Source organism: Sporosarcina ureae DSM 2281 (assembly GCF_000425545.1).
Classification (GTDB): Bacteria; Bacillota; Bacilli; order Bacillales_A; family Planococcaceae; genus Sporosarcina; species Sporosarcina ureae.
Genome location: NZ_AUDQ01000018.1, coordinates 22,159 through 43,008, shown reverse-complemented (window position 1 = coordinate 43,008; position 20,850 = coordinate 22,159). Strand labels below are relative to the sequence as shown.

At 40.2% G+C, this 20,850-nt stretch carries 18 protein-coding genes; 13 read left to right on the top strand and 5 right to left on the bottom strand.

The genetic code is table 11. The features are described 5' to 3' along the window. Positions 1 to 11: 11 nt before the first annotated feature. Positions 12 to 314: a YunC family protein gene (locus H605_RS0114760; RefSeq protein ID WP_029054930.1), complete on the top strand. Its 303-nt coding sequence runs from the start codon at positions 12 to 14 to the stop codon at positions 312 to 314. Positions 315 to 386: 72 nt separating this feature from the next. Here H605_RS0114760 and H605_RS0114755 read toward each other — a convergent pair whose 3' ends face one another. Both H605_RS0114755 and H605_RS18050 read right to left on the bottom strand, forming a co-directional pair. Next, positions 387 to 623, bottom strand: a complete 237-nt coding sequence (locus H605_RS0114755) for a hypothetical protein (protein ID WP_029054929.1) — start codon at positions 621 to 623, stop codon at positions 387 to 389. A 29-nt stretch (positions 624 to 652) separates the two neighbouring features. Further along, positions 653 to 841, bottom strand: a complete 189-nt coding sequence (locus H605_RS18050; protein WP_037562188.1) for a hypothetical protein — start codon at positions 839 to 841, stop codon at positions 653 to 655. A gap of 643 nt (positions 842 to 1,484) precedes the next feature. Here H605_RS18050 and H605_RS0114745 point away from each other — a divergent pair. Both H605_RS0114745 and H605_RS0114740 read left to right on the top strand, forming a co-directional pair. Beyond that, entirely contained in the window at positions 1,485 to 5,333 is a 3,849-nt protein-coding gene (locus H605_RS0114745) for an AAA domain-containing protein (RefSeq protein ID WP_029054928.1), read from the top strand. 4 nt (positions 5,334 to 5,337) lie between these two features. Beyond that, complete coding sequence (locus H605_RS0114740) at positions 5,338 to 6,072, top strand: hypothetical protein (RefSeq protein WP_029054927.1); 735 nt, start codon at positions 5,338 to 5,340, stop codon at positions 6,070 to 6,072. 40 nt (positions 6,073 to 6,112) lie between these two features. On the opposite strand, the gene H605_RS19150 is transcribed toward H605_RS0114740, so the two are convergent. Continuing rightward, positions 6,113 to 6,271: a hypothetical protein gene (locus H605_RS19150; protein ID WP_169535196.1), complete on the bottom strand. Its 159-nt coding sequence runs from the start codon at positions 6,269 to 6,271 to the stop codon at positions 6,113 to 6,115. A gap of 233 nt (positions 6,272 to 6,504) precedes the next feature. Between H605_RS19150 and H605_RS18045 the strand changes: the two genes are divergently transcribed. From H605_RS18045 to H605_RS18040, 3 genes are all read left to right on the top strand, one after another. Then, a complete protein-coding gene (locus tag H605_RS18045) occupies positions 6,505 to 6,789 on the top strand; it encodes a KGG domain-containing protein (RefSeq protein ID WP_037562187.1) in 285 nt (94 codons plus the stop codon). A gap of 178 nt (positions 6,790 to 6,967) precedes the next feature. Beyond that, positions 6,968 to 8,314, top strand: coding sequence for a sodium-dependent transporter (locus H605_RS0114725; RefSeq protein WP_029054926.1), 1,347 nt, complete (start codon positions 6,968 to 6,970; stop codon positions 8,312 to 8,314). A 432-nt stretch (positions 8,315 to 8,746) separates the two neighbouring features. After that, entirely contained in the window at positions 8,747 to 9,550 is an 804-nt protein-coding gene (locus H605_RS18040; protein ID WP_051210616.1) for an alpha/beta hydrolase family protein, read from the top strand. Between the two features lie 146 nt (positions 9,551 to 9,696). Here the strand turns inward: H605_RS18040 and H605_RS0114715 are convergent, their stop codons facing one another. Continuing rightward, entirely contained in the window at positions 9,697 to 10,323 is a 627-nt protein-coding gene (locus tag H605_RS0114715) for a superoxide dismutase (RefSeq protein WP_029054925.1), read from the bottom strand. A 275-nt stretch (positions 10,324 to 10,598) separates the two neighbouring features. Here H605_RS0114715 and H605_RS0114710 point away from each other — a divergent pair, with 275 nt between their 5' ends. From H605_RS0114710 to cax, 7 genes are all read left to right on the top strand, one after another. Then, on the top strand, positions 10,599 to 12,524 hold the full coding sequence (locus H605_RS0114710) for an alkaline phosphatase family protein (RefSeq protein ID WP_211225434.1): 1,926 nt from the start codon (positions 10,599 to 10,601) through the stop codon (positions 12,522 to 12,524). A gap of 207 nt (positions 12,525 to 12,731) precedes the next feature. Beyond that, positions 12,732 to 13,757: an ABC transporter ATP-binding protein gene (locus tag H605_RS0114705; RefSeq protein ID WP_029054923.1), complete on the top strand. Its 1,026-nt coding sequence runs from the start codon at positions 12,732 to 12,734 to the stop codon at positions 13,755 to 13,757. After that, complete coding sequence (locus H605_RS0114700; RefSeq protein WP_029054922.1) at positions 13,732 to 14,751, top strand: ABC transporter ATP-binding protein; 1,020 nt, start codon at positions 13,732 to 13,734, stop codon at positions 14,749 to 14,751. Before H605_RS0114705 ends, H605_RS0114700 begins: the two co-directional genes overlap by 26 nt. Beyond that, positions 14,748 to 16,376: an ABC transporter substrate-binding protein gene (locus tag H605_RS0114695; protein WP_029054921.1), complete on the top strand. Its 1,629-nt coding sequence runs from the start codon at positions 14,748 to 14,750 to the stop codon at positions 16,374 to 16,376. Before H605_RS0114700 ends, H605_RS0114695 begins: the two co-directional genes overlap by 4 nt. A 67-nt stretch (positions 16,377 to 16,443) precedes the next feature. Continuing rightward, positions 16,444 to 17,475 (top strand): ABC transporter permease, encoded by a 1,032-nt coding sequence (locus tag H605_RS0114690; RefSeq protein ID WP_369823713.1) that lies wholly within the window; start codon positions 16,444 to 16,446, stop codon positions 17,473 to 17,475. 17 nt (positions 17,476 to 17,492) lie between these two features. Further along, positions 17,493 to 18,389: a nickel transporter permease gene (nikC, locus tag H605_RS0114685; protein WP_029054919.1), complete on the top strand. Its 897-nt coding sequence runs from the start codon at positions 17,493 to 17,495 to the stop codon at positions 18,387 to 18,389. A gap of 229 nt (positions 18,390 to 18,618) precedes the next feature. Continuing rightward, complete coding sequence (gene cax, locus H605_RS0114680; RefSeq protein WP_029054918.1) at positions 18,619 to 19,665, top strand: calcium/proton exchanger; 1,047 nt, start codon at positions 18,619 to 18,621, stop codon at positions 19,663 to 19,665. A 44-nt stretch (positions 19,666 to 19,709) separates the two neighbouring features. Here the strand turns inward: cax and nspC are convergent, their stop codons facing one another. Further along, the gene (gene nspC, locus H605_RS0114675; RefSeq protein ID WP_029054917.1) at positions 19,710 to 20,846 is read right to left on the bottom strand and encodes a carboxynorspermidine decarboxylase; all 1,137 of its coding nucleotides are present in this window, start codon (positions 20,844 to 20,846) and stop codon (positions 19,710 to 19,712) included. Between the last annotated feature and the right edge of the window lie 4 nt (positions 20,847 to 20,850).

Below are 20,850 nucleotides of genomic sequence, written 5' to 3'. Positions count from 1 at the left end.
GGGTGGGTGTCTTGATTGAACACCAAAGTATATCTATAGATGGAAAGTCATTTCAAGCAGTCACGGTAAAGCTACCGAAAACGACTTTGCTTACAGTTTCGAATGACAAAGGGTATATTATGTGTGGTGCACTCGATGTAGGATTATTAAATAGTGTGCTAGCAGACCGCAAAATTGTCGCGGGTCGTGCTGTTGGTGTAAAAACGATTGAGCAATTGCTCGCAGCGCCTTTAGAATCCGTGACACTTGAAGCTGAACAATACGGTATTTCTGCAGGTATGATCGGTTCGGAAGCATTATTGAGAATGACTTAAAAAACGACGCCCGTGTAAGTAGGGCGTCGTTTTTGTTATATACAAGTAAAATTTTGCAGGTACAAAATACGGTTATTTATTATCGTATTTTTCCTCGCTTGATGAACGATCTTTTGTCTCGCGATGATTTCTCTCTTCTTCCTCTTCCATACGAACATCTTCTAATGGAATAGCATCTACAGTCTGCATATCTTCATGCATATCATAAATACTTTCTTTATCAGTCTTTAAATTTTCAGGGTTGTCCATATAACCACCCTTTGCCTTTTTGCGGTCTTCTTCTGTAAATACGTTCTTCTCTTCCCTCATACAGATCTGCTCCTTTGTAATTGAATGTTTTAACCTAAAAATCTACCTAGTAATCCTTTATTCGGTTCGGGTTTCTGGTTGTGATCTTTACGATCTCCTCGCATAGGTGTGTCATTGAACTCATCGAATTGGCGAGACAATTTGTCCCGTGCATCTTTGTTACGCATTAAATAGGCCGCACCTAAACCAATCGCAGTCAAAGCCATTCTTTTTTTCATAAAGTGCTCCTCCTCATTATCGTCTCTTATATAGTGTTTTCCCAGATCTCATTCTTACTAAACAATTCATTTTGTAGAGAAACGAAACAAAAAACAGTCAGCGATCGAAAACTTCCAATCACTGACTGTTCTTCTCTTACTATGCGGAAAATTTTATGTTGCGATTACTTCATACTGACGATATTGTACCCTCGTCGTATGCGTCTTGCATCTTACTCTGCTTAACTTCTTTGAAGCAGGTATTTCACGTGCACTTACACAAAAAACTTCTTTCGCATTACCTGGTAAACCTGTCTTTCTGTTGGAATCTTAAAAGCAGATTCCCAAACCGAGTGTACCACTTGCCAGTAAAGAAAAATTTTCCGCCAAGGCTGTGCATCTCTTCCAGATCTAGCAGCTTACTTCTCTGACTAGCTCCTTCAGTTTGCCTTGTAGTAATAGTATACCCATGCAAATCATTCCTAAACATCTTTTTTAAAATTAATTTTAAAAGTTTTTCTAAGATTTTTCTTACTCGCGGTATATGCACTTATGATCTATAATAGAGGACTGAGGTGAGAGCTTTGAACAAGGGAATAACAGGGAGAAGCATGATGCATGATCTTGCTGAAGTAAAGCCCTATATTGAAAAGAATGTACGAATATGAATGTGCTGAAAAGTAAAGAAATGATACTTTGCAGTCTTGAAATTACAAAAAATGCACGAAAAGGTTTAGAACAGTGGTTTTTAAGTGAAGAGGCTTTCGTTTCTTCAGAGTCTGCTTTTGATATACATATTGAAAAGAAACCGGAGAATCGTATGGGGAACCAATCCTATGCGTTGTTTTTTGATCCACACACAAATAAAAAATTTGCTAAAGAAGTTCAGCAACGTGTGGCAGTTATGGAATGCGTATTGAAACCGGACGGTCTACTAGCAACGGGCTTTCATGTTAGAGGCGCAAGAGAACCTGTCCAGACAAATCGGCGGCTGCATACAGCAATAAAGTTTAGGTTACATCGTGCGGGAGTAGCACTGCCAATCGAATTCTATACGAAGTTACGTCAATTGCCGATCGCGGAAGAGCGTTCAGAATATGTCAAAAAGAGAATTGAAAGTTGGGAAGGCTATCTACAAATTGCGGAGAAAAATGCGGATGTAGCGGATATCTCCTGTACATTTAGTCAAGCCAGTTTCACCAGTGATTTTACAAAGGTACGTCTACAATGTAAAGATTTACAAACGAAAAACTGGAAGCAACTCCGTGGATTTAGTGTGAAAATGAATGAACTTTCTACTGAAATTGGTCAAATCGTCGATGCTCAGAAAGGTCAAAAGATTATCGTCGTAGAACTAAATCAACGGTTTCAAAAGAAAGCACGATCCGAACAATGGTTACCAACACGTAATAAAAGTCTTGTGTTGACGAACTTTGCTGAATTAAGTCAGATTCGTCGGTTACGTAAAGGTTTCAAAGACTTACAAGATGGTCTAGCTGCCAATGCGAATTTGGAAAAGGTTTTATTTGAAGAACGACCTGTTGTGCAAATTACTAATAAACAGCCGCAACTAGAGTTCCATAATAATTTGAATGAATTCCAGCAAGAAGCAGTCTCAGGAGCGATGAAAGCACATGATTTGTTTGTAGTACAAGGTCCGCCTGGGACAGGGAAAACAACGGTTATTTCTGAAATTTGCTATCAGAACGTCAAAGCTGGCTTGCGGACACTTGTGGCATCCCAATCAAACCTAGCAGTGGATAACGCACTCGGTCGATTACTGACAGATCCAGCGACACGGATTTTACGCTATGGACGATCAGAAAGTATTGAAGAAGAGGGCAAGCGCTTCATGGAAGAAAACGTGGCGTTGCACTGGAAAAATGAAACAATAGAAACCGTGCAAGCGACACGTGCTGTTTATCGAACAAAAGATATCGAATTACAAAAACGTGCAGATCAATTATCCGAGCAAATTCAACAGAACGCACAATTGAAAATTGCATTAACTGGGCAACTGCAAATACAAAATGTAGTGCGAGAAAAATTGAAAAAACTAAAGTCTGAATACTTTTCTCGGAAATCCCTGCTTGACCAATCTGTTCGCCGGCTTTCTCAAAAGCAACAGGGAATTGAGCAAACTGAAATAGACCTTGAACAGCGCGTAAAAGAAATTGCAGAACTACGTAAACAGTTGAATTCAGAGCCGAATAAAGAAGAATTGTCAGTCCGAATAGAAGAACTGTTAAAAGAACAGCAACTTTTAAGAGAGACACAAGTATATATCAATTGGCTTGCAGAGCTGCAGAGCAATACCGAAGCGCAACAAGAGATCATGGAAGAATATAAAACACTTCCTGATCATGAACAAATGCTACAATCCACACATCGTGATGTGATGTCTCAGACAAAAATGAAAGATATCCAAATGACGCTTGCTAAAAATCAGATTGAATTACCCATTCATATCACCTTGCGGAATAACGACTTACAACGAATCATCAAGTCGATTGAAAGTGGAGAGTATTCCTATGAATTTCAAGAGTGGAAAGAGCTTCATGACCGTTTTCAGACGGCTATCAATAAAACACATTCTCTTTTGCAGACGCATCGTTACCCGGTAGAAACTATTACGAAGCGCTCAACCGAAAACTTCACAACCATTCAAGAGATGCATGAAATGATTGATCGTTTGGGAAAGTTTCTTATTAACCCTACAACAAAAAAAGTGCTGCAAAACAAAGAGATTTCATCCGCCAAAACGGAAGTTCTACAAAAGATTGCACAAGGTATATCATTGTTTTATGGTAAAGAAGAGATCGTTCGTGCAAAAGGAATGGATCTTCAGCAACAGAAAGTCCACTCTGTAAAGGAAGTATTTGCAGAAGTGAAACATGAAATCCTGAGATTCCTACAACAGGAACTTCAAGAAACACAAGCCACTTTACAACGAAAAGAAGAGCAGAAGCAACATCTGCAATCTAAGCAAATAGAATTGGAGAACCAAATTAAAGCATGGCTACAAACGAACGAGCCGCCTGAAAAGCAGTGGGAGGAAAATCAGCTCACACAGGAAATTAAGCAGCTAGAAACTAAGATCATGGAGTGCCGACAACAAATAAAAAACGTAACGCAATTAACAGCGTCCATCACTACTTCAGAACTAAAGTGTTCTCAAGCAAGACAGCTGCTTGAACAAGAAAAAGTAGAAGTTCTAGCAGTAGAGCAAAAAACATTGCAATTACAGGAAGAACAACATCAACGACAGCAGGAAATAGAAGAGCTTGCCGTTCAATTGAAACCGGATATAAAGGAGCAATTAGAAAAAGTAGAAATAGTGCTTGCTCAAGCTGAACCCCAACTGGCAGAAGTAGTAAAAGAACAGCAACAGCTTCCAATCCTGCAAGAACTGCAAGCGCAATGGGAAGAATTACTGCGTGATGCCAACGATTATGACCTGGATGAAATCCGTAAGCTTTATATCGATCATGCGAATGTAATTGGCACGACATGTGTCGCATCAGCTTCCAAAAAGTTTATGGAGGAATATCCTGTCTTCGATGTCGTCATAATCGATGAAGTATCAAAAGCAACACCGCCAGAATTACTATTGCCCATGCTAAAAGGTAAAAAGATTATTCTAGTGGGCGACCATCATCAGTTACCGCCACTCGTAGGACAAGAAACGATGGACGAACTGGTAGATCAACAAAAAGATCCTGAAGTGCAACGTGAAATGAAAAAACTGCTCAATGAATCATTATTTGAACGGTTATTTCGTACGTTGCCCAAGCAAAACAAAACGATGCTCAGTATTCAGTACCGTATGCATGAAAAAATCATGGAAACGATCGCACCGTTCTATAAAAATGGGGACTATCAATTACAATGTGGGCTTCCTAATTCAGACGAATTACGGGACCATCTGCTCGAAAGCAGAAAAATCACTAGAAAAGACCATTTACTATGGCTAGATACACCCAATACCCCATCATTTTTCGAAAATCAAGTCAAAGGTGGGACAAGTCGTTTCAATGAAGCGGAACTAACCATCATTCAAGATACTTTGCAAGATATTGAACAAGCGACCGAAAAAGCTAAAAAAGATGGCCTAATGATGCCAGACGAAAAGAAAAGTGTCGGCGTAATCAGTTTTTACGGCGAACAGGTAAAACGGATCGATCGATTAATTCAGCAGGAAATTCGCCCGCAACAATTGCATTGCCGAACAGGTTCGGTAGATAAGTTTCAAGGTATGGAAATGGATATTATCATTTTGAGCTTCGTTAGGAATCATGGTGAGAAAAATGGTGACATTGGATTCGCGAAAGACTATCGACGACTGAATGTAGCGTTATCACGTGCAAGAGAACTGCTTATTATCGTTGGAAGTTCTGAAATGTTCACAATCAAGACAAAGAATGCCTCTACGAGAGATATGTATAAACAATTGCGGGAAGTAGTAGAACATCAAGGTGGATTGCGCAAAATAGAGCAAATCCAAGGAGGTTGAGTAGATGGATTCGCTTCGGAAAAGGTTGCAACGAGAACTCGAACAACAGCCGGATATCCAAATACAACAATCAGACAGCTGGGGATTGCCGGTCGAACTCATTAATATACCCTTCACAACTATTAAGCGCACGACAATGGATATACTAATGAAAATGATTTTACTTACAGTTCAAAAGCTAGATGTATCTGAATCAAAAATAATTGCAGAATTTCTAGCTGTTGAACCACTGTTTATAGAGGATTTGTTTAATAAGATGGAAGCGGCACAAATGATCGAGTTACGTAAAGAAAGTTTTGAATTGACTAGCATTGGAGTAAGGCAATTACAATCGGGTGTTTACGAACATCCACCTGAAAAAGCAGAAAAAAAGTTTTATTACAGTGCTTGCCACGATTCGATTTTATGTGAACAACCTGAAAAAATCTTCACAGCAAAAGTTAAAGAGTTTAGATTAGCAAGGAAATTCACCAGAAGCGCGCAACGATTAGATGATGAACAATTGCGGGCAACACTACTTGCTACTGGAGCAGAAGCTGCAGAAGGTCCACTACAAAAGGTTATGGATAAAATAGAGACCCCCCGAACGCTTGATAATCAACTTATTCCTTGTGTGGAGTTCTATGTTTACAATCGTGCGGAAAACAACTATTTCACTAGAGTGTGGAATACATTAACAGAAGAATGGGACGAGCGTCTAGAGAAACTCATAGATGAACAAGCGCCTACTCGAAAATGATTGAAAAAGACCAAGGGAATTTTCCCTGGTCTTTTTTCACTTATGACTTACGCTTTTTTTGTTTGGGAGCTTTACGCAATTCAGCAAATTCTTTCGCGATCTCTTCATGCATATCGCGTGCGGCAATCGTTTGATTCTTTGGCGTTTGTGGTAATGAGCCAGCTGAATTACTTCCTTTACTATGTTCATCTCTTCCCATTGGTCATTCTCCCTTCTGTAAGTACCTTCATAAGTAAGTTGGTTCAAAAATGAGAAGTTATACATGAATATAGATAAAGCATTTGGCTAATACAGGTAAATGGGAAGTGAATTCTATTTCGTAAGTCTTTCAATCGAGTTAAGGTTATTTAACTCGCCTTGTGTTTAGCATGTAGTGGATTGGGAATATATTCATTAAGCTTGGTAAATCGAACACGAGGAGGAGGAATGTATATGGCTAACCAACATACTACAGAACAAGAGAAGAAAATGTCTCTGGAAGAAGCGGGGCGTAAAGGCGGTCAAGCAACCGCTAAAAAGCACGATAAAGAGTTCTATGAACAGATTGGTCGCAAAGGTGGGGAAGCCACAGCTCAAAAGCATAGTAGTGAATTTTATAAAGAAATTGGACGTAAAGGCGGAAAAGCTACTTCCGAGAAGCACGATAAACAATTTTATGAGAATATCGGACGTAAGGGCGGAGAAGCTAGAGCGCAACAGAATAAGAGTACGAACTAGACAGCAAACTTTAGCATATATTGTCGAGAAGAAAAAGACGTAACCGAATGGAGTATTTTTACTCTGGTACGTCTTTTTTGTCGTGCTTAACTATAAAGTATACAAATATGCTATTGTTTCTAATGGTGCAGTACAGTATAACTGTAATAAGCAGAAGTAAAAGGAAATGGGTGAGAAAATGGAACAACGTAAAGAACAATGGTCTTCGAAGCTTGGGTTTATTATGTCTTCAGCAGGTGCAGCAATAGGCCTTGGAGCAATCTGGAAATTCCCGTATGTTACAGGAATGAGTGGCGGTGGCGCGTTTTTCCTACTATTCGTCGTATTTACAATTTTGATCGGATTGCCAATGTTGGTTTCTGAATTTATTATTGGACGTGGTTCCGGTAGAGAAGCAATCAGTGCTTACAAGAAGTTGGCGCCGGCTAGTGCATGGCCATGGATTGGCAAGCTCGGTGTAGCAGGCTGTTTTCTATTACTATCCTTCTATAGTGTAGTGGGTGGTTGGGTATTCGTATATAGCGGATTGTCTATTGGTGGCAAAATCATTAGTGAAGGTGCTTCCTATTCGGAACAATTTGGTTCAATTGTCGGTTCGCCAATAACGACGTTAATCGGTCTGTTTCTATTTACGATTATTAACATATTAGTCGTATCTTCTGGTGTGCAGAACGGTATTGAAAAAGCGAATAAATATATGATGCCTTTATTATTTGTGTTTTTTATTATTTTAGTCGTTCGATCATTGACGTTGCCTGGTGCAATGGAAGGTGTGTCGTTCTTCTTGAAGCCTGATTTCTCAAGTATTACAAGAGAATCGGTGTTGTATGCACTTGGACAGTCTTTCTTTTCATTGGCTGTCGGATTTTCTTGTATGGTAACGTACAGTTCATACCTAAAGAAAGACGTTAGTTTGACTTCATCTGCAAGTTCCGTAGTGGGGATGAATTTATTTGTTTCATTACTAGCAGGTTTAGCTATTTTCCCAGCGGTCTTCGCGTTCGGGCAAGAACCGGCTGCGGGACCTGAATTACTATTTATGGTGTTACCAGCAGTCTTTTCACAACTCCCGCTCGGGCAAGTATTCCTGGCGTTATTCTTGATATTGTTCTTGTTTGCGACATTGACGTCTTCGTTTAGTTTGTATGAGATCATTGTGGCAGCGATGACAGCGAGCGGCAAGCGGACGCGAAAGTCTGTGACTTGGTTGATTGGTGCAGTTGTATTCATTGCCGCAATTCCTTCTGCATTGTCTTCTAGTACATTGTCAGGATTGCTGATATTCAATAAGAGTGTTTTTGATGCGACAGATTATCTAGTCAGTAATATTTTGCTTCCAGCAGGATGTTTGCTAATTGCGTTGTTCATTGTCCGCAAGATGGACGAAGTGTTGGTGCGTGATGAATTTACACAGTATAATACGCAATCCATAGGCTTTTATTCGCTCTGGCACTTTTTAATGAAATGGGTAGTGCCACTGACTATTATTGTGGTGTTCTTGAATACGCTCGGGATAGTGAAGTAAGGCAGGTATACAGAGGGGAATAGCACTGTTGATCTGCGTTCCAGGCGGACAGGAGAGCCCGCGGTGAGCTGATTCCCGGAGTCGCCGCCTGTAACGAAGATCAATTAGTAACGTTTCTAGATTTAGTGAGTGAAGGACAAAATCCTATGTAGTATTTTTAAAAATCAAAACTTAACCAACTGTAATTGGAGTTACTATTTCGCTTTTTACCTTCAATGCAGTCTAAAACGATAAATACTCTTCATGTGGGAACGGAAACCATAATAACTAAATAAGTAGCTTTCATCTTTTTAAGACTCTTTTATATGGGAGTCTTTTTTTCTATGTAAGAATAAAGGTTACCAATGGATTGATTTGACTTAGATCTTTCTAAATTGTATAATACCTATTAAACATGTTGGAATAATATATTTTGACTGGAGTGGGGAAGAAATGCAAAAAATGATTACAATTCGTTCTGGGGAACATAATTTATCTGGTGCGCTTCATCTGCCTGAATATAGAAAAGAAGCAATACCATTACTAATATTTATTCATGGGTTCGTAGGCAGTAAAGTAGGAGAACACCGTCTGTTTGTTAAAGCTGCACGTTATTTTACTGAGCGTGGATATGGGGTATTCCGCTTTGATTTTAGCGGTTGTGGTGAAAGTGATGGAGATTATGCTGGTGTAACAGTAACGAATCAATTGAAGGAAGTGCAGGATGTCGTAGCTTATTTATTCTCCATTCGAGGAATAGATCAACGACGCATTACGATGGTTGGGCATAGTATGGGTGGAGCTATTGCATCACTTACGGCGGCAAGCGATACCCGTATTAAACAATTAATTCTCTGGTCGCCGGTAGGTACGCCATACGAAGATATTACTGGGATTCTTGGGCCGAAAGCGGTTCATGAAATTGCTAGAAGGGGCAGTCATGACTACCATGGGTTTATGATTAGCCAAACGTTCTTGAAAGATTTGAAAAAGCATCAGCCTATTGAAGCGGTTCGCTCATTTACAGGGCCCGCTCATATTATTCATGCAGAGGCAGACGAACAAATCCCGAAAGAACATGCAGTCCGATACGCAAATTCATTCAATAAACGAATAGATACTAAGCAAGTGCTTGAACAGTACATCGTCAAATCAGATCATACATTTTCTAGTTATTCATTTGAAGATGAGTTGTTCCACAAAAGTTTGGCTTGGCTTGAAGGTAGTCCAGTAGAAAAGTTAGTGTCTCAAACATAAATTCGTGAAAATCTTCCGCACAGTATACACGTGGCGGGGGATTTTTTAGTGAAAATAAAAAGGCGGGCTGCCTGACCCGTTTCCGCGGATCGGCAGCCCTAATTTTGGAATGTAGGGTAAAACTGGAGATAAGGAAAAAAGAAAAATTAAGTTGCTGCTGTTTTAGCAGCTTGAATGAAACGCTCATTCACCATGTCCCAGTCCACAGTGTGCCACCAATTTTGTACAAATTCGGGGCGGCGGTTCTGGTATGACAAATAGTAAGCGTGTTCCCATACATCAATGACTAGTAATGGAATTTTTCCGTCTTTCAATGGTGTATCCTGGTTTGGCGTGCTCATGACTTCTAATTCGCCGTCAGAAAGTACTAACCAACCGTACCCACTACCAAAGCGACTGACTGCCGCTTTTGACAAGACATCTTGGAAATTATCGAATGTATTAAAATACTTTTCGATTTCTCTTTTAATGTCTGCGGATGGTTCCCCTTTACTTTTTGGCGTCATGGATTCCCAGAATAAGCTGTGACAGTAATGTCCACCGCCGTTGTTTTGGACGGCAGTGCGAATCTCCTCAGGTACCTGACTGAGATCAGTCAATATGGTTTCAAGAGATTGAGATTGTAACTCTTCATGGTTATCCAATGCCGCATTCAAGTTATTGACGTACGTCTGATGATGTTTGCCATGGTGGATTTCCAATGTCCGTGCATCGATATACGGTTCAAGACCGTCTACTGCATAAGGCAAATCAGGAAGAACAAATGGCTTCAAATTTTCACCTCCAAAGAAACTATGAGAAACTTTAAAGAAAGTTTCCTTAAGGAAATAATGTTTCCTTAAGGCAACATTAATAAAGAAATGAAAAAAACGCAAGGGTTTTATGAAAAATAAATAATAAATAAAACTAAAGAATTAGTAATATTCTGCCTGAAAGTCATAGTGAGTAAGAAACTTATCACGAATTTATAGTTAGCAAGTTTACCTTGTTTTCATGAAGGGAATAGTTCTATAAAGCGAGGGATGTCAATATGTTCAAGCCTATAAGTATGTTCATAATGATTAGTATTTTATGTAGTATGACCATCACTACTAACCATTCATCTAGTAAAGCTACTGAAACAACAGGCACAATTAGCGTCGTGTCATTTGACGGCTTGGGGTATGAGGATGCACAACGTTACATAGGCAAAGGAATCATGCCAAATTTAGAGAAGTTTCAGCAACAGGCAGCCTACGCCACAGATTTTGTTACAATTACACCATCATTGACTGCACCATCACATGCAGCAATGTCTACGGGTGCTGGACCTTCAAAGACAGGTATTGTCAGTAATCATTTTCATTCATTAGGAGAGAAAGTGAAAGATGATCAGAGTGGCTTTGCACAGACGTTAGGTGCTACGCCTATATGGAAAGAGGCAAGAAATCAAGGGAAGATCACAGCGACCGTCTCCTTTCCGGACTCCAATCCTGAAAACGCATCTGCTGCTACTTACGCTGTCTATTCGGGTGGGACCTTGGCAGATTCGAAACTTCATAACTTGAAGTTTTCAGTAGTAGATGATGAACGCGTTGAACAAATAAATGCAGGATCAGTAAAAGTAGAAGAGGCAGTTATTTCATTGGATATAAAAAAATCACCAGCTAAACAATTATACATTTTGCGAACAGATGGAAAAGAACCGAAATATTATATATCTATGGATAGAAAAGATATGGGAGAAGAAGTATCGCCAAATAATTGGATTGCTGTCGCGCTGAACTTACATAATTTTGATAGTGCAGGGTTTTATGTGAAATTAAAGAGAAGTCCTGAGAACAACGAAGAACTTCAGTTGTTTCAAGGTACTGTTATGGGCGGGCTATATAGAGGACCCGGAAAATTCGCAGAAGAAATTCAATCTGAATTTGGATTTTACCCAGCAGCTGATGAAATAGAGGCGTTTAAAAATGGAGATATTACAAGAGAAGAATATGAGCAAGTGGGCGAACGATTCTCAAACTGGGTGACGGATGTTAGTTTTTATATTAAAGAGAACTATCGGCCTGACCTATTATTTTACTATTATTCTGTAGTAGACAATGAACTACATGAATTTTTATTAAGAGAACCTGCTCAACCTGGATATCAATTAGCAAATGTATTGGAAAAAGAAGAATATGTGAGCTGGGCATTTGGCCAAGCAGATCGTGCAATCGGTCGAATTAAAAACAATCAGAATCCCGATGATCACGTATTAATTGTTTCGGATCATGGATTGGAACCAATTCATACAAGGCTTTCTCCGAATAAAGAATTGGAAAAGGCAGGACTACTTGTAAAAGATCAAGAAGGAAATATAGATGCATCTAAAACGAAAGCTTATGCAGAAGCGAGTGGAACGATTGCCCATGTTTATGTAAATTTGAAGGGCAGAGAGAAAAAAGGAATTGTGAAAGAAGAAGAATATGAACAAGTGAAGAAGGAAATCGTATCAATCTTTAAAGATAAGACCGTTTTTACTGCACTTTCCCAAAATCCCAAAAAAGTAGCACATCCTATTTTACGTTGGCTTACTAGTAAAAATGAGAAATTTAATAAAGTATATATGTATCCAAGCTTGTCTGTCTTATCTAGCGAGAAGCAGTCTGAAGTGTATCCATACGAGACTGTTTGGACAGAGGATCAAGAGGGATATGCTGCTTTAAATAATAATAATAGCGGGGACGTGTTTTTATCCGCTGCTCCAGGGTTTATAATGGGGAAAGATGCAAAAATTGCTGTTGAACCAACGCAGGAATTGGGGAGTCATGGTGGAAATCCTGAGCGTTCAACATTACGGCCGATTTTATACGCATCGGGCCCTATGATTCCACCGGGCGAAATGAGCGAAAGAATAACGATGACAGATATTGCCCCGAGTGTATATGAGTTATTAGGCTTAGGAGTTCCAGACTTTGTAGAAGGAAAAATCATTTGGTCAGGAAGGTAATTATACAGTTTGAATAATAAATATAATATTCAAACAATTATAGTTAATTAAGAAGTGCGTAGGTAAGACATTACCTATTGCACTTCTTTTGTTTTCAACAAAATTCTCTTAATATATTACTTTATTAAAAAAGCGTCTTGCGTTTAGTCAGAATAAAAGTATAATAATGATTAATTAGTTATTTCAGAAAAAGAAAAAGGTGAGCAAATGAACGAAAGAAAGAAATTACTTGAAGTAAAAGATTTGCAAACGACCTTTTTCACGGATTCAGGAGAAATTCCAGCAGTAGATCATGTGGACTTTTATGTGAGAGAAGGCGAAGTCTTGGGGATTGTTGGAGAGTCAGGCTGCGGAAAGAGTGTAACCTCTTTGTCTATCATGCAGTTAGTGCCAAGTCCGCCTGGAAAAATCACTGGCGGTGAAATCCTGTTTGAAGGTCAAGATCTCCTGAAGAAAACGGAGAAGGAAATGAGAGAGATTCGTGGGAATGATGTCGCGATGATTTTTCAGGAGCCTATGACTTCATTGAACCCGCTCTTTACAATAGGCAATCAGATGTCTGAAGCCATTTCTCTTCATCAGAAAAAGTGGTCAAAAAAGCAAATTAAGGAACGAGCAACTGAAATGTTGAAATTAGTCGGACTACCTCGCTCTGAAGAAATTATGAAAGAATATCCTCACCAGTTATCCGGTGGTATGCGACAGCGTGTCATGATTGCAATGGCGCTTGTATGCGATCCGAAAGTACTCATTGCAGATGAACCTACAACGGCACTTGATGTAACTATTCAAGCACAAATCCTCAAGTTGATGCGTGAGTTGAATGAGCGTATGAATACAGCGATTTTACTCATTACACATGATTTAGGAGTAGTGGCTGAAACTTGTGAACGCGTTGTGGTTATGTATTCAGGCCAAGTTATTGAAGAAGCACCAACCAAAGTAATATTTGAAAATCCTTGTCATCCTTACACACGAGGATTGATTCAGTCCGTTCCTGATATGCGGAATAAAAAAGATCGTCTCTATTCGATTCCAGGTAATGTACCAAAACCCGGCTCTATTGAACAGGGCTGTAGATTCGCCGCGAGATGTGAAAGCGCTTTCTCGAGATGCAGGGTAGAAACACCAGAATTGTACCGAAACTCCGAAAACCATCAAACTAGATGCTTCTTATATGACGAACAACAAGGAGTGACGAGTGCAAATGAACAAACCACTACTAGAAGTTGAAGGGTTGAAAAAATACTTTCCGATTCGCAAAGGGCTGATTGGTAAAACAGTCGGTCATATCAAAGCGATCGATGATATTACCTTTCATGTAAATGAAGGAGAGACGCTTGGAATCGTAGGAGAAAGTGGTTGCGGGAAATCGACGACAGGACGGACAATTATGCAATTGCTAGAACCTACAGAGGGCGTCGTGGAATTCCAGGGGAAAGATTTGACGAAGCTCTCTGCTACTGAAATCCGATCAGTTCGTCGAGATATCCAAATGGTCTTCCAAGATCCCTATGCTTCATTGAATCCTCGTCATACAATCGGCAAGATTTTAGAAGAGCCATTGATTGTTCATGGTGGTGGCAGTGCAAAGGATCGTCGCAAAAAAGTCGTAGAGTTTCTAAAGATTGTCGGTTTGAGTGAATATCACGCAAAACGTTATCCTCACCAATTCAGTGGGGGGCAGCGTCAGCGAATTGGTATAGCCCGTGCATTGATGACGAACCCCAAGTTGATTATTGCAGATGAGCCAGTGTCTGCGCTTGACGTATCTATTCAGGCGCAAGTATTGAACTTAATGCAGGATTTACAAAAAGAATTCCACTTGACGTATATCTTCATTGCACATGATCTCGGTGTTGTTCGCCATATCAGTGATCGCGTAGCAGTAATGTACTTGGGGAAAATTGTGGAGATTACAGAAAGTGAAGAGCTTTACGCAAATCCATTGCATCCTTACACACAGGCGTTATTGTCTGCGGTACCTGTACCAGATCCCAATTATAAAAAGGAACAAATCATTATTGAAGGGGATATGCCAAGTCCGGCGAATCCGCCAAGCGGTTGTGCATTCCACACTCGCTGTCCTTTCAAAATGGATGTCTGCACGAAAATAACCCCTGTATTAGCAGAGGAGAAAACTGGTCATTCTGTTGCTTGCCATCTTTATACTGTGGAAGGCAACGATGATATAGAAAGAAAAAAACAATTGGAGGGATCTGTATGAGAAAAGGGAAACTGTGGTCGTTTGCGTTGATCATGCTTCTTGTCTTATCGACTGCTCTGGCAGCTTGTTCAGGCGGCGATGATAAAGAAGGCAATGGTGACAAGGACAAAGACGCTGCGGATAAAGGCGGCAGTGAAAACAAGACATTAGTATTCGGACGAGGTGGAGATTCAACATCTCTTGACCCATCCCGTGTAACAGAAGGGGAAACATTTAAAGTAACGGCGAATTTATTCGAAACATTATTAAATTTTGGGGAGCAGGATACGACGGTTCAACCTGGACTTGCTAAAGAGTATGACACAAGTGAAGACGGATTGACGTATACATTCCAATTGGAAGAAGGTGTGAAATTCCATGATGGCACTGATTTTAATGCAGAAGCTGTTGTAAAGAACTTCGAGCGTTGGGCTAATGGAGATGCAGATACTTTCCCATACTATAACTCTATGTTCGGTGGATTTAAAGACGATGAAGATCACGTAATTGAATCTGTTAAAGCAGATGGAGAATCCACAGTGATTATCACATTGAAGCGTCCACAAGCGCCATTCTTGAAAAATCTTGCGATGAGTATGTTCGCTATTTCTAGTCCTGAAGCTTTTGAAAAGGGCGATGATGAATATGAGCGTAACCCAGTAGGAACAGGTCCATTCAAGTTTGTAGAGTGGAAGCCTAATGAAACAATTACAATTGAAAAGAACGAAGAATACTGGCAAGAGGGGTTACCAAAATTGGATCGCGTCATTTTCCAAGCAATTCCTGATAACTCTGCTCGTTTGAACGCTTTACTTTCTGGAGAAATTGATTTGGCGGATGGAATCAATCCAGCTGATGGAGCAAAGATTGAAGATAACGATGCATTGCAATTGTTCGAACGTCCTTCTATGAACGTCGGATACCTTGGTTTAACGGTCACTCGTGAGCCGTTTGATAAAAAAGAAGTACGTCAAGCAATGAATTATGCTATCGATAAACAGTCAATCATCGATTCATTCTTTGAAGGGCGCGCGGAAGTGGCGAAAAATGCTATGCCTTCATCGATTTCAGGTTATAACGATGAGGTAGAAGCGTATGCATACGATCCTGAAAAAGCGAAAGAACTATTGAAAGAAGCAGGTCTCGAAGACGGATTTGAAATGGAACTTTGGGCAATGCCGGTTCCACGTCCATATATGCCAGACGGTACGAAAGTAGCGGAAGCGATTCAAAGTAACTTGGCTGATGTGGGTATTAAAGCGAAAATCGTTTCTTATGAGTGGGCAACTTACCTCGATAAAGCAAGCAAGGGAGAAGCAGATGCATTCATGCTAGGTTGGACTGGCGATAACGGTGACGCAGACAACTTCCTATACGTATTGTTAGATGAAGACAATATCGGAAGCAATAACTACACGTACTTTAAGAACGACGAAACACATAAGCTATTCCTGGAAGCACAAACGGAAGTAGACGAAGACAAGCGTATTGAGTTGTATAAGCAAGCTCAGGAAATTCTTCACGAAGAAGCACCTTGGGTACCACTTGCACATTCCATTCCATTGTTAGGCGGAGCGAAAGAACTAACTGGTTTCGTTCCACATCCTACTGGTTCTGATTTGTTGTCGAATGTAGAATTCAAATAAGTAATAGGTTAATTACATGATGGAAGAAGAGGGAGAAGCGAGCATTCTCCCTTTCTTTGATTAATTAATGATAAGAGCCGGAGGGGTGAAAGAGTTGTTCAACTATACGATTAAGAGGCTTTTACAGCTAATTCCTGTCCTGCTTGGTATGACATTTTTAGTTTTCATGTTGATTCGTGCAATTCCTGGTAATCCAGCGCAAGTAATTTTAGGACAACAAGCAACAAAAGAAGCGGTGGAAGCCTTGACGATCAAGCTAGGTCTTGATCAACCATGGTATACACAATACTTCAGTTATCTTGGTGGTATTTTAAAAGGGGATTTAGGTGAATCCATGCGTACGCGACTTCCTGTGGCGGACGAAATTTGGCCTTATTTAGCAGCTACATTGGAATTGGCATTATTTGCGATGATTATCGCGGTCGTTGTAGGAATTAATGCGGGTATTATTTCTGCCTGGTTCCAAAACTCATGGTTTGATTATTCAGCAATGGTATTGGCGCTGGTCGGTGTCTCCATGCCTATTTTCTGGTTAGGATTAATGGGGCAGTGGGCATTCGCAATTGAATTGCAATGGTTACCAACAACGGGACGTGAAAATGTCCGTGATCCTGTATCCGCCATCACCAACTTATACATAATTGATACGCTCATCCAGGGGAGGTTTGATCAATTATGGGTAGTAATTAAACATTTGATCTTACCTGGACTAGCGCTTGCCACCATTCCGATGGCCATTATCGCCCGAATGACGCGTTCGAGTATGCTGGAAGTGATGCGTTCGGACTATATTCGTACAGCACGAGCAAAGGGTCAGAAAATGTTCTGGGTAGTATATAAGCACGCGTTGAAAAATGCGATTATTCCTGTGTTGACAATTATTGGTCTGCAGATTGGCTTACTACTTGGTGGAGCGATTCTAACGGAAACAATCTTTGCTTGGCCTGGAATTGGACGCTACATCTATGATGCAATTAACTTTAGAGACTATCCTGTTATTCAATCAGGCATTCTCATCGTGGCATTTATCTTCGTCATGATTAATCTGATCGTCGATTTACTATATGGATTGATCGATCCGAGGATTAAGTATGATTGAGGAAGGAGGAACAGTTCATGTCAGAATTTACGCCTAAAGTAGACGGAGTAGTAGAAGCAGAATTAGAAAAGACAACAGGACCTTGGCGGGAAGCTTGGGTAGGTTTTCGTAAAAGTAAAGTGGCGGTCGTAGGCGCAGTCATTGTGATATTCTTTATCCTGCTTGCGCTATTCGGTCCTCTTGTCACAAAAGAAGGCATCAACGAACAATTAATGACAGATCGACTGCAACCTCCTTCTTCGGAGTATTGGTTTGGAACGGATGACTTCGGCCGTGATATTTTCTCACGCATTATTCATGGTGCGCGTATTTCGTTATCTGTTGGATTCTTCTCGGTAGTTGGTTCAATTGTAGTGGGAAGTTTCCTTGGTATCATTGCGGGTTATTATGGTCGGTGGATCGATACCATTATCTCAAGGATATTCGATATTATGCTTGCTTTTCCATCTATTTTATTGGCAATTGCAATTGTATCTGTATTGGGACCAAGTTTACGTAACGCGTTGATTGCTATTGCAATCATTAACGTACCGAACTTTGGACGATTGATCCGATCTAAAGTGTTGAGTATAAAAGAGGATGAATATATTACAGCGGCAAAGGCAATTGGTATGAAAGACTTCCGGATTCTGTTTTCGCATATTTTACCTAACTCAATGGCCCCTGTCATCGTACAAGGCACATTGGCGATTGCTACAGCTATTCTCGAAGCAGCAGCACTCGGATTTTTAGGATTAGGGGCAGAAGCTCCATACCCTGAGTGGGGAAAGATGTTAGCTGATTCCAAGGATTACTTGCAAAATGCTCCGTGGACAATGATTTTTCCTGGACTTGCCATTATGCTGACTGTATTAGGCTTTAACTTAATGGGTGACGGATTACGTGATGCATTAGATCCGAAAATGAAGAGTTAAGCTATTCATTTTGTATAAATAATCCTAGTATTATTGTTGATAGAGAAGAGTCTTATTTACAGACTCCTCTCTATCTTTTTTTGATTAGTAATAGGTGATAATTTACTTACAGGCAGATTGATTCATTCATTCGTCTACATTCTGATGATCAACCAATTGTTAACTAGTTTATTTGCACTGGAATTAGGGAAGGATTATAACAAATTGATTATGAAAAGAGGTGGAGACACTGAAGAAAGTATTTGCTATCATGGCGTTTACAGGCGTGCCTTTAGTATTTATAGCGTCATTGTTGAACTGGTCAGATTTATGGATGTTTGCGATATGTTGTTACAGTATTATTGCGCTTGCCGGATTCATCGGAAGAGCCACAGAAAGTTTAGCGATTGTCAGTGGACCACGAATTGGTGGTTTACTAAATGCAACATTCGGTAATGCGGTAGAACTTATTATTTCTATATTTACGTTAAAAGCCGGATTAATTGCAATCGTACTGGCTTCGTTAACAGGTTCTGTTTTAGGTAACTTATTATTGGTACTGGGTTTATCGTTTTTCGCAGGTGGCCTGAAGCATAAAAGACAGAATTTCAATATTTTCGACGCGCGATTTAATTCCGCATTATTAATTTTTGCGATTGTCGTGGCATTTGTGATTCCGGAAGTCTTCTCGATGACGATGGATACTAGAACTGGACTGAATCTGAGTGTCGGTATTTCGATCATACTCATCCTAATTTACTTAGCAGGTCTAGTATTTAAATTGTTCACACACCGAGGCGTATTCGGTTCTGAAGTTCATGAGACGGATGAAGTCCCGGAGTGGAGTAAAAAGAAATCCATATTAGTACTAATGATTTCAACAGTAGCGGTCGCTTTTGTATCTGAGAAGTTAGTGCATACGTTTGGTACATTAGGTGAGAAGTTTGGTTGGTCAGAACTGTTTATTGGTGTCATCATCGTCGCAATCGTTGGTAACGCGGCGGAGCATTCATCTGCAATTACGATGGCGATGAAGAACAAAATGGATGTATCGGTGGAGATTGCGATTGGATCCACATTACAAATAGCGATGTTTGTAGCACCGGTGCTTGTACTTATTTCGTTAATGATGCCTACCGCAATGCCACTTGTATTCACTTGGCCAGAGTTGATCGCGATGATTACCGCCACATTACTAGTCGTCAATATATGTAATGACGGGGAGTCAAACTGGTTTGAAGGGCTTGTGCTGTTCTCAGCCTATTTAATTATGGGTATTGGATTCTTCTTATTATAAGTTTTAAAAAACCGATTCGCTCAAATTAGCGAATCGGTTTTTTATCATGATAGTCGTTGCTTAAAATCTTTATAATCAAATTGTTTTACGACGTTGATTTCATTATTCGCAGTATGGAGGACGATAGACGGCAGATTGACTCCGTTAAAAGTATTATTCTTCACCATCGAATAATGCGCCATATCGCAAAAAACTAGGCGGTCGCCAGGTTTTAATGGCTGGTCGAATGAATAATCACCAATAACATCACCCGCAAGACAAGTTGGCCCGCCTAACCGATAAGTATGGGCTTTTTCACCAGGTATACCTGCTCCGACAATCTCAGGACGATAAGGCATCTCCAGAACGTCCGGCATATGGCAGGAAGCTGAGGTATCGAGAATGGCAATTGGCATGCCGTTATGCATTATATCGAGCACTGTGGCAACGAGGAATCCTGTATTGAGTGCGACTGCCTCGCCTGGCTCCAGGTACACATCAAGTTGATATTTATGCTGCATGAATCGAATGGATCGGATCAAGGTTTTGAGATCATAATCAGGACGTGTAATATGATGACCGCCGCCAAAGTTGATCCATTTCATCTTCTGTAAATAGGGCCCGAACTCTTCATCGATGATTTGGATCGTCCTCCACAACGTATCAGAGTTTTGCTCACACATCGTATGGAAATGTAATCCATGAATACCCTCTAGTTCATCAGCTTCGAAATTTTCCAACGTAACACCGAATCGTGAATAGGCGAAACAAGGGTTATACATGTCGACTTCAATCTCCGAGTACTCAGGGTTTATCCGGATTCCGCACTCGATGGATTTTTCCTGCTCCTGAACTCGGCTCTTAAACTGTCTCCACTGCGCAAATGAATTGAATACCAAATGATCAGAGTAGCGAAGGATCTCCTCAAACTCGTCTTCGTGAAAAGCAGGTGCATACGTGTGTACTTCTTTCCCCATCTCTTCAAAGCCAAGGCGCGCTTCAAATAAACCACTTGAAGTAACACCATGCAAATACTGTCCGATCAACGGATAGACTTCAAACAACGAAAATCCTTTTTGGGCAAGTAAGATCTTGCATCCTGTTTGATCTATAACGTATTTCAGTTTTTCTAAGTTAGCAATTAGCAATTTTTCATCAACGACATAACTAGGCGATGGAACTGCTTGTACATCAAAGTTCATACTA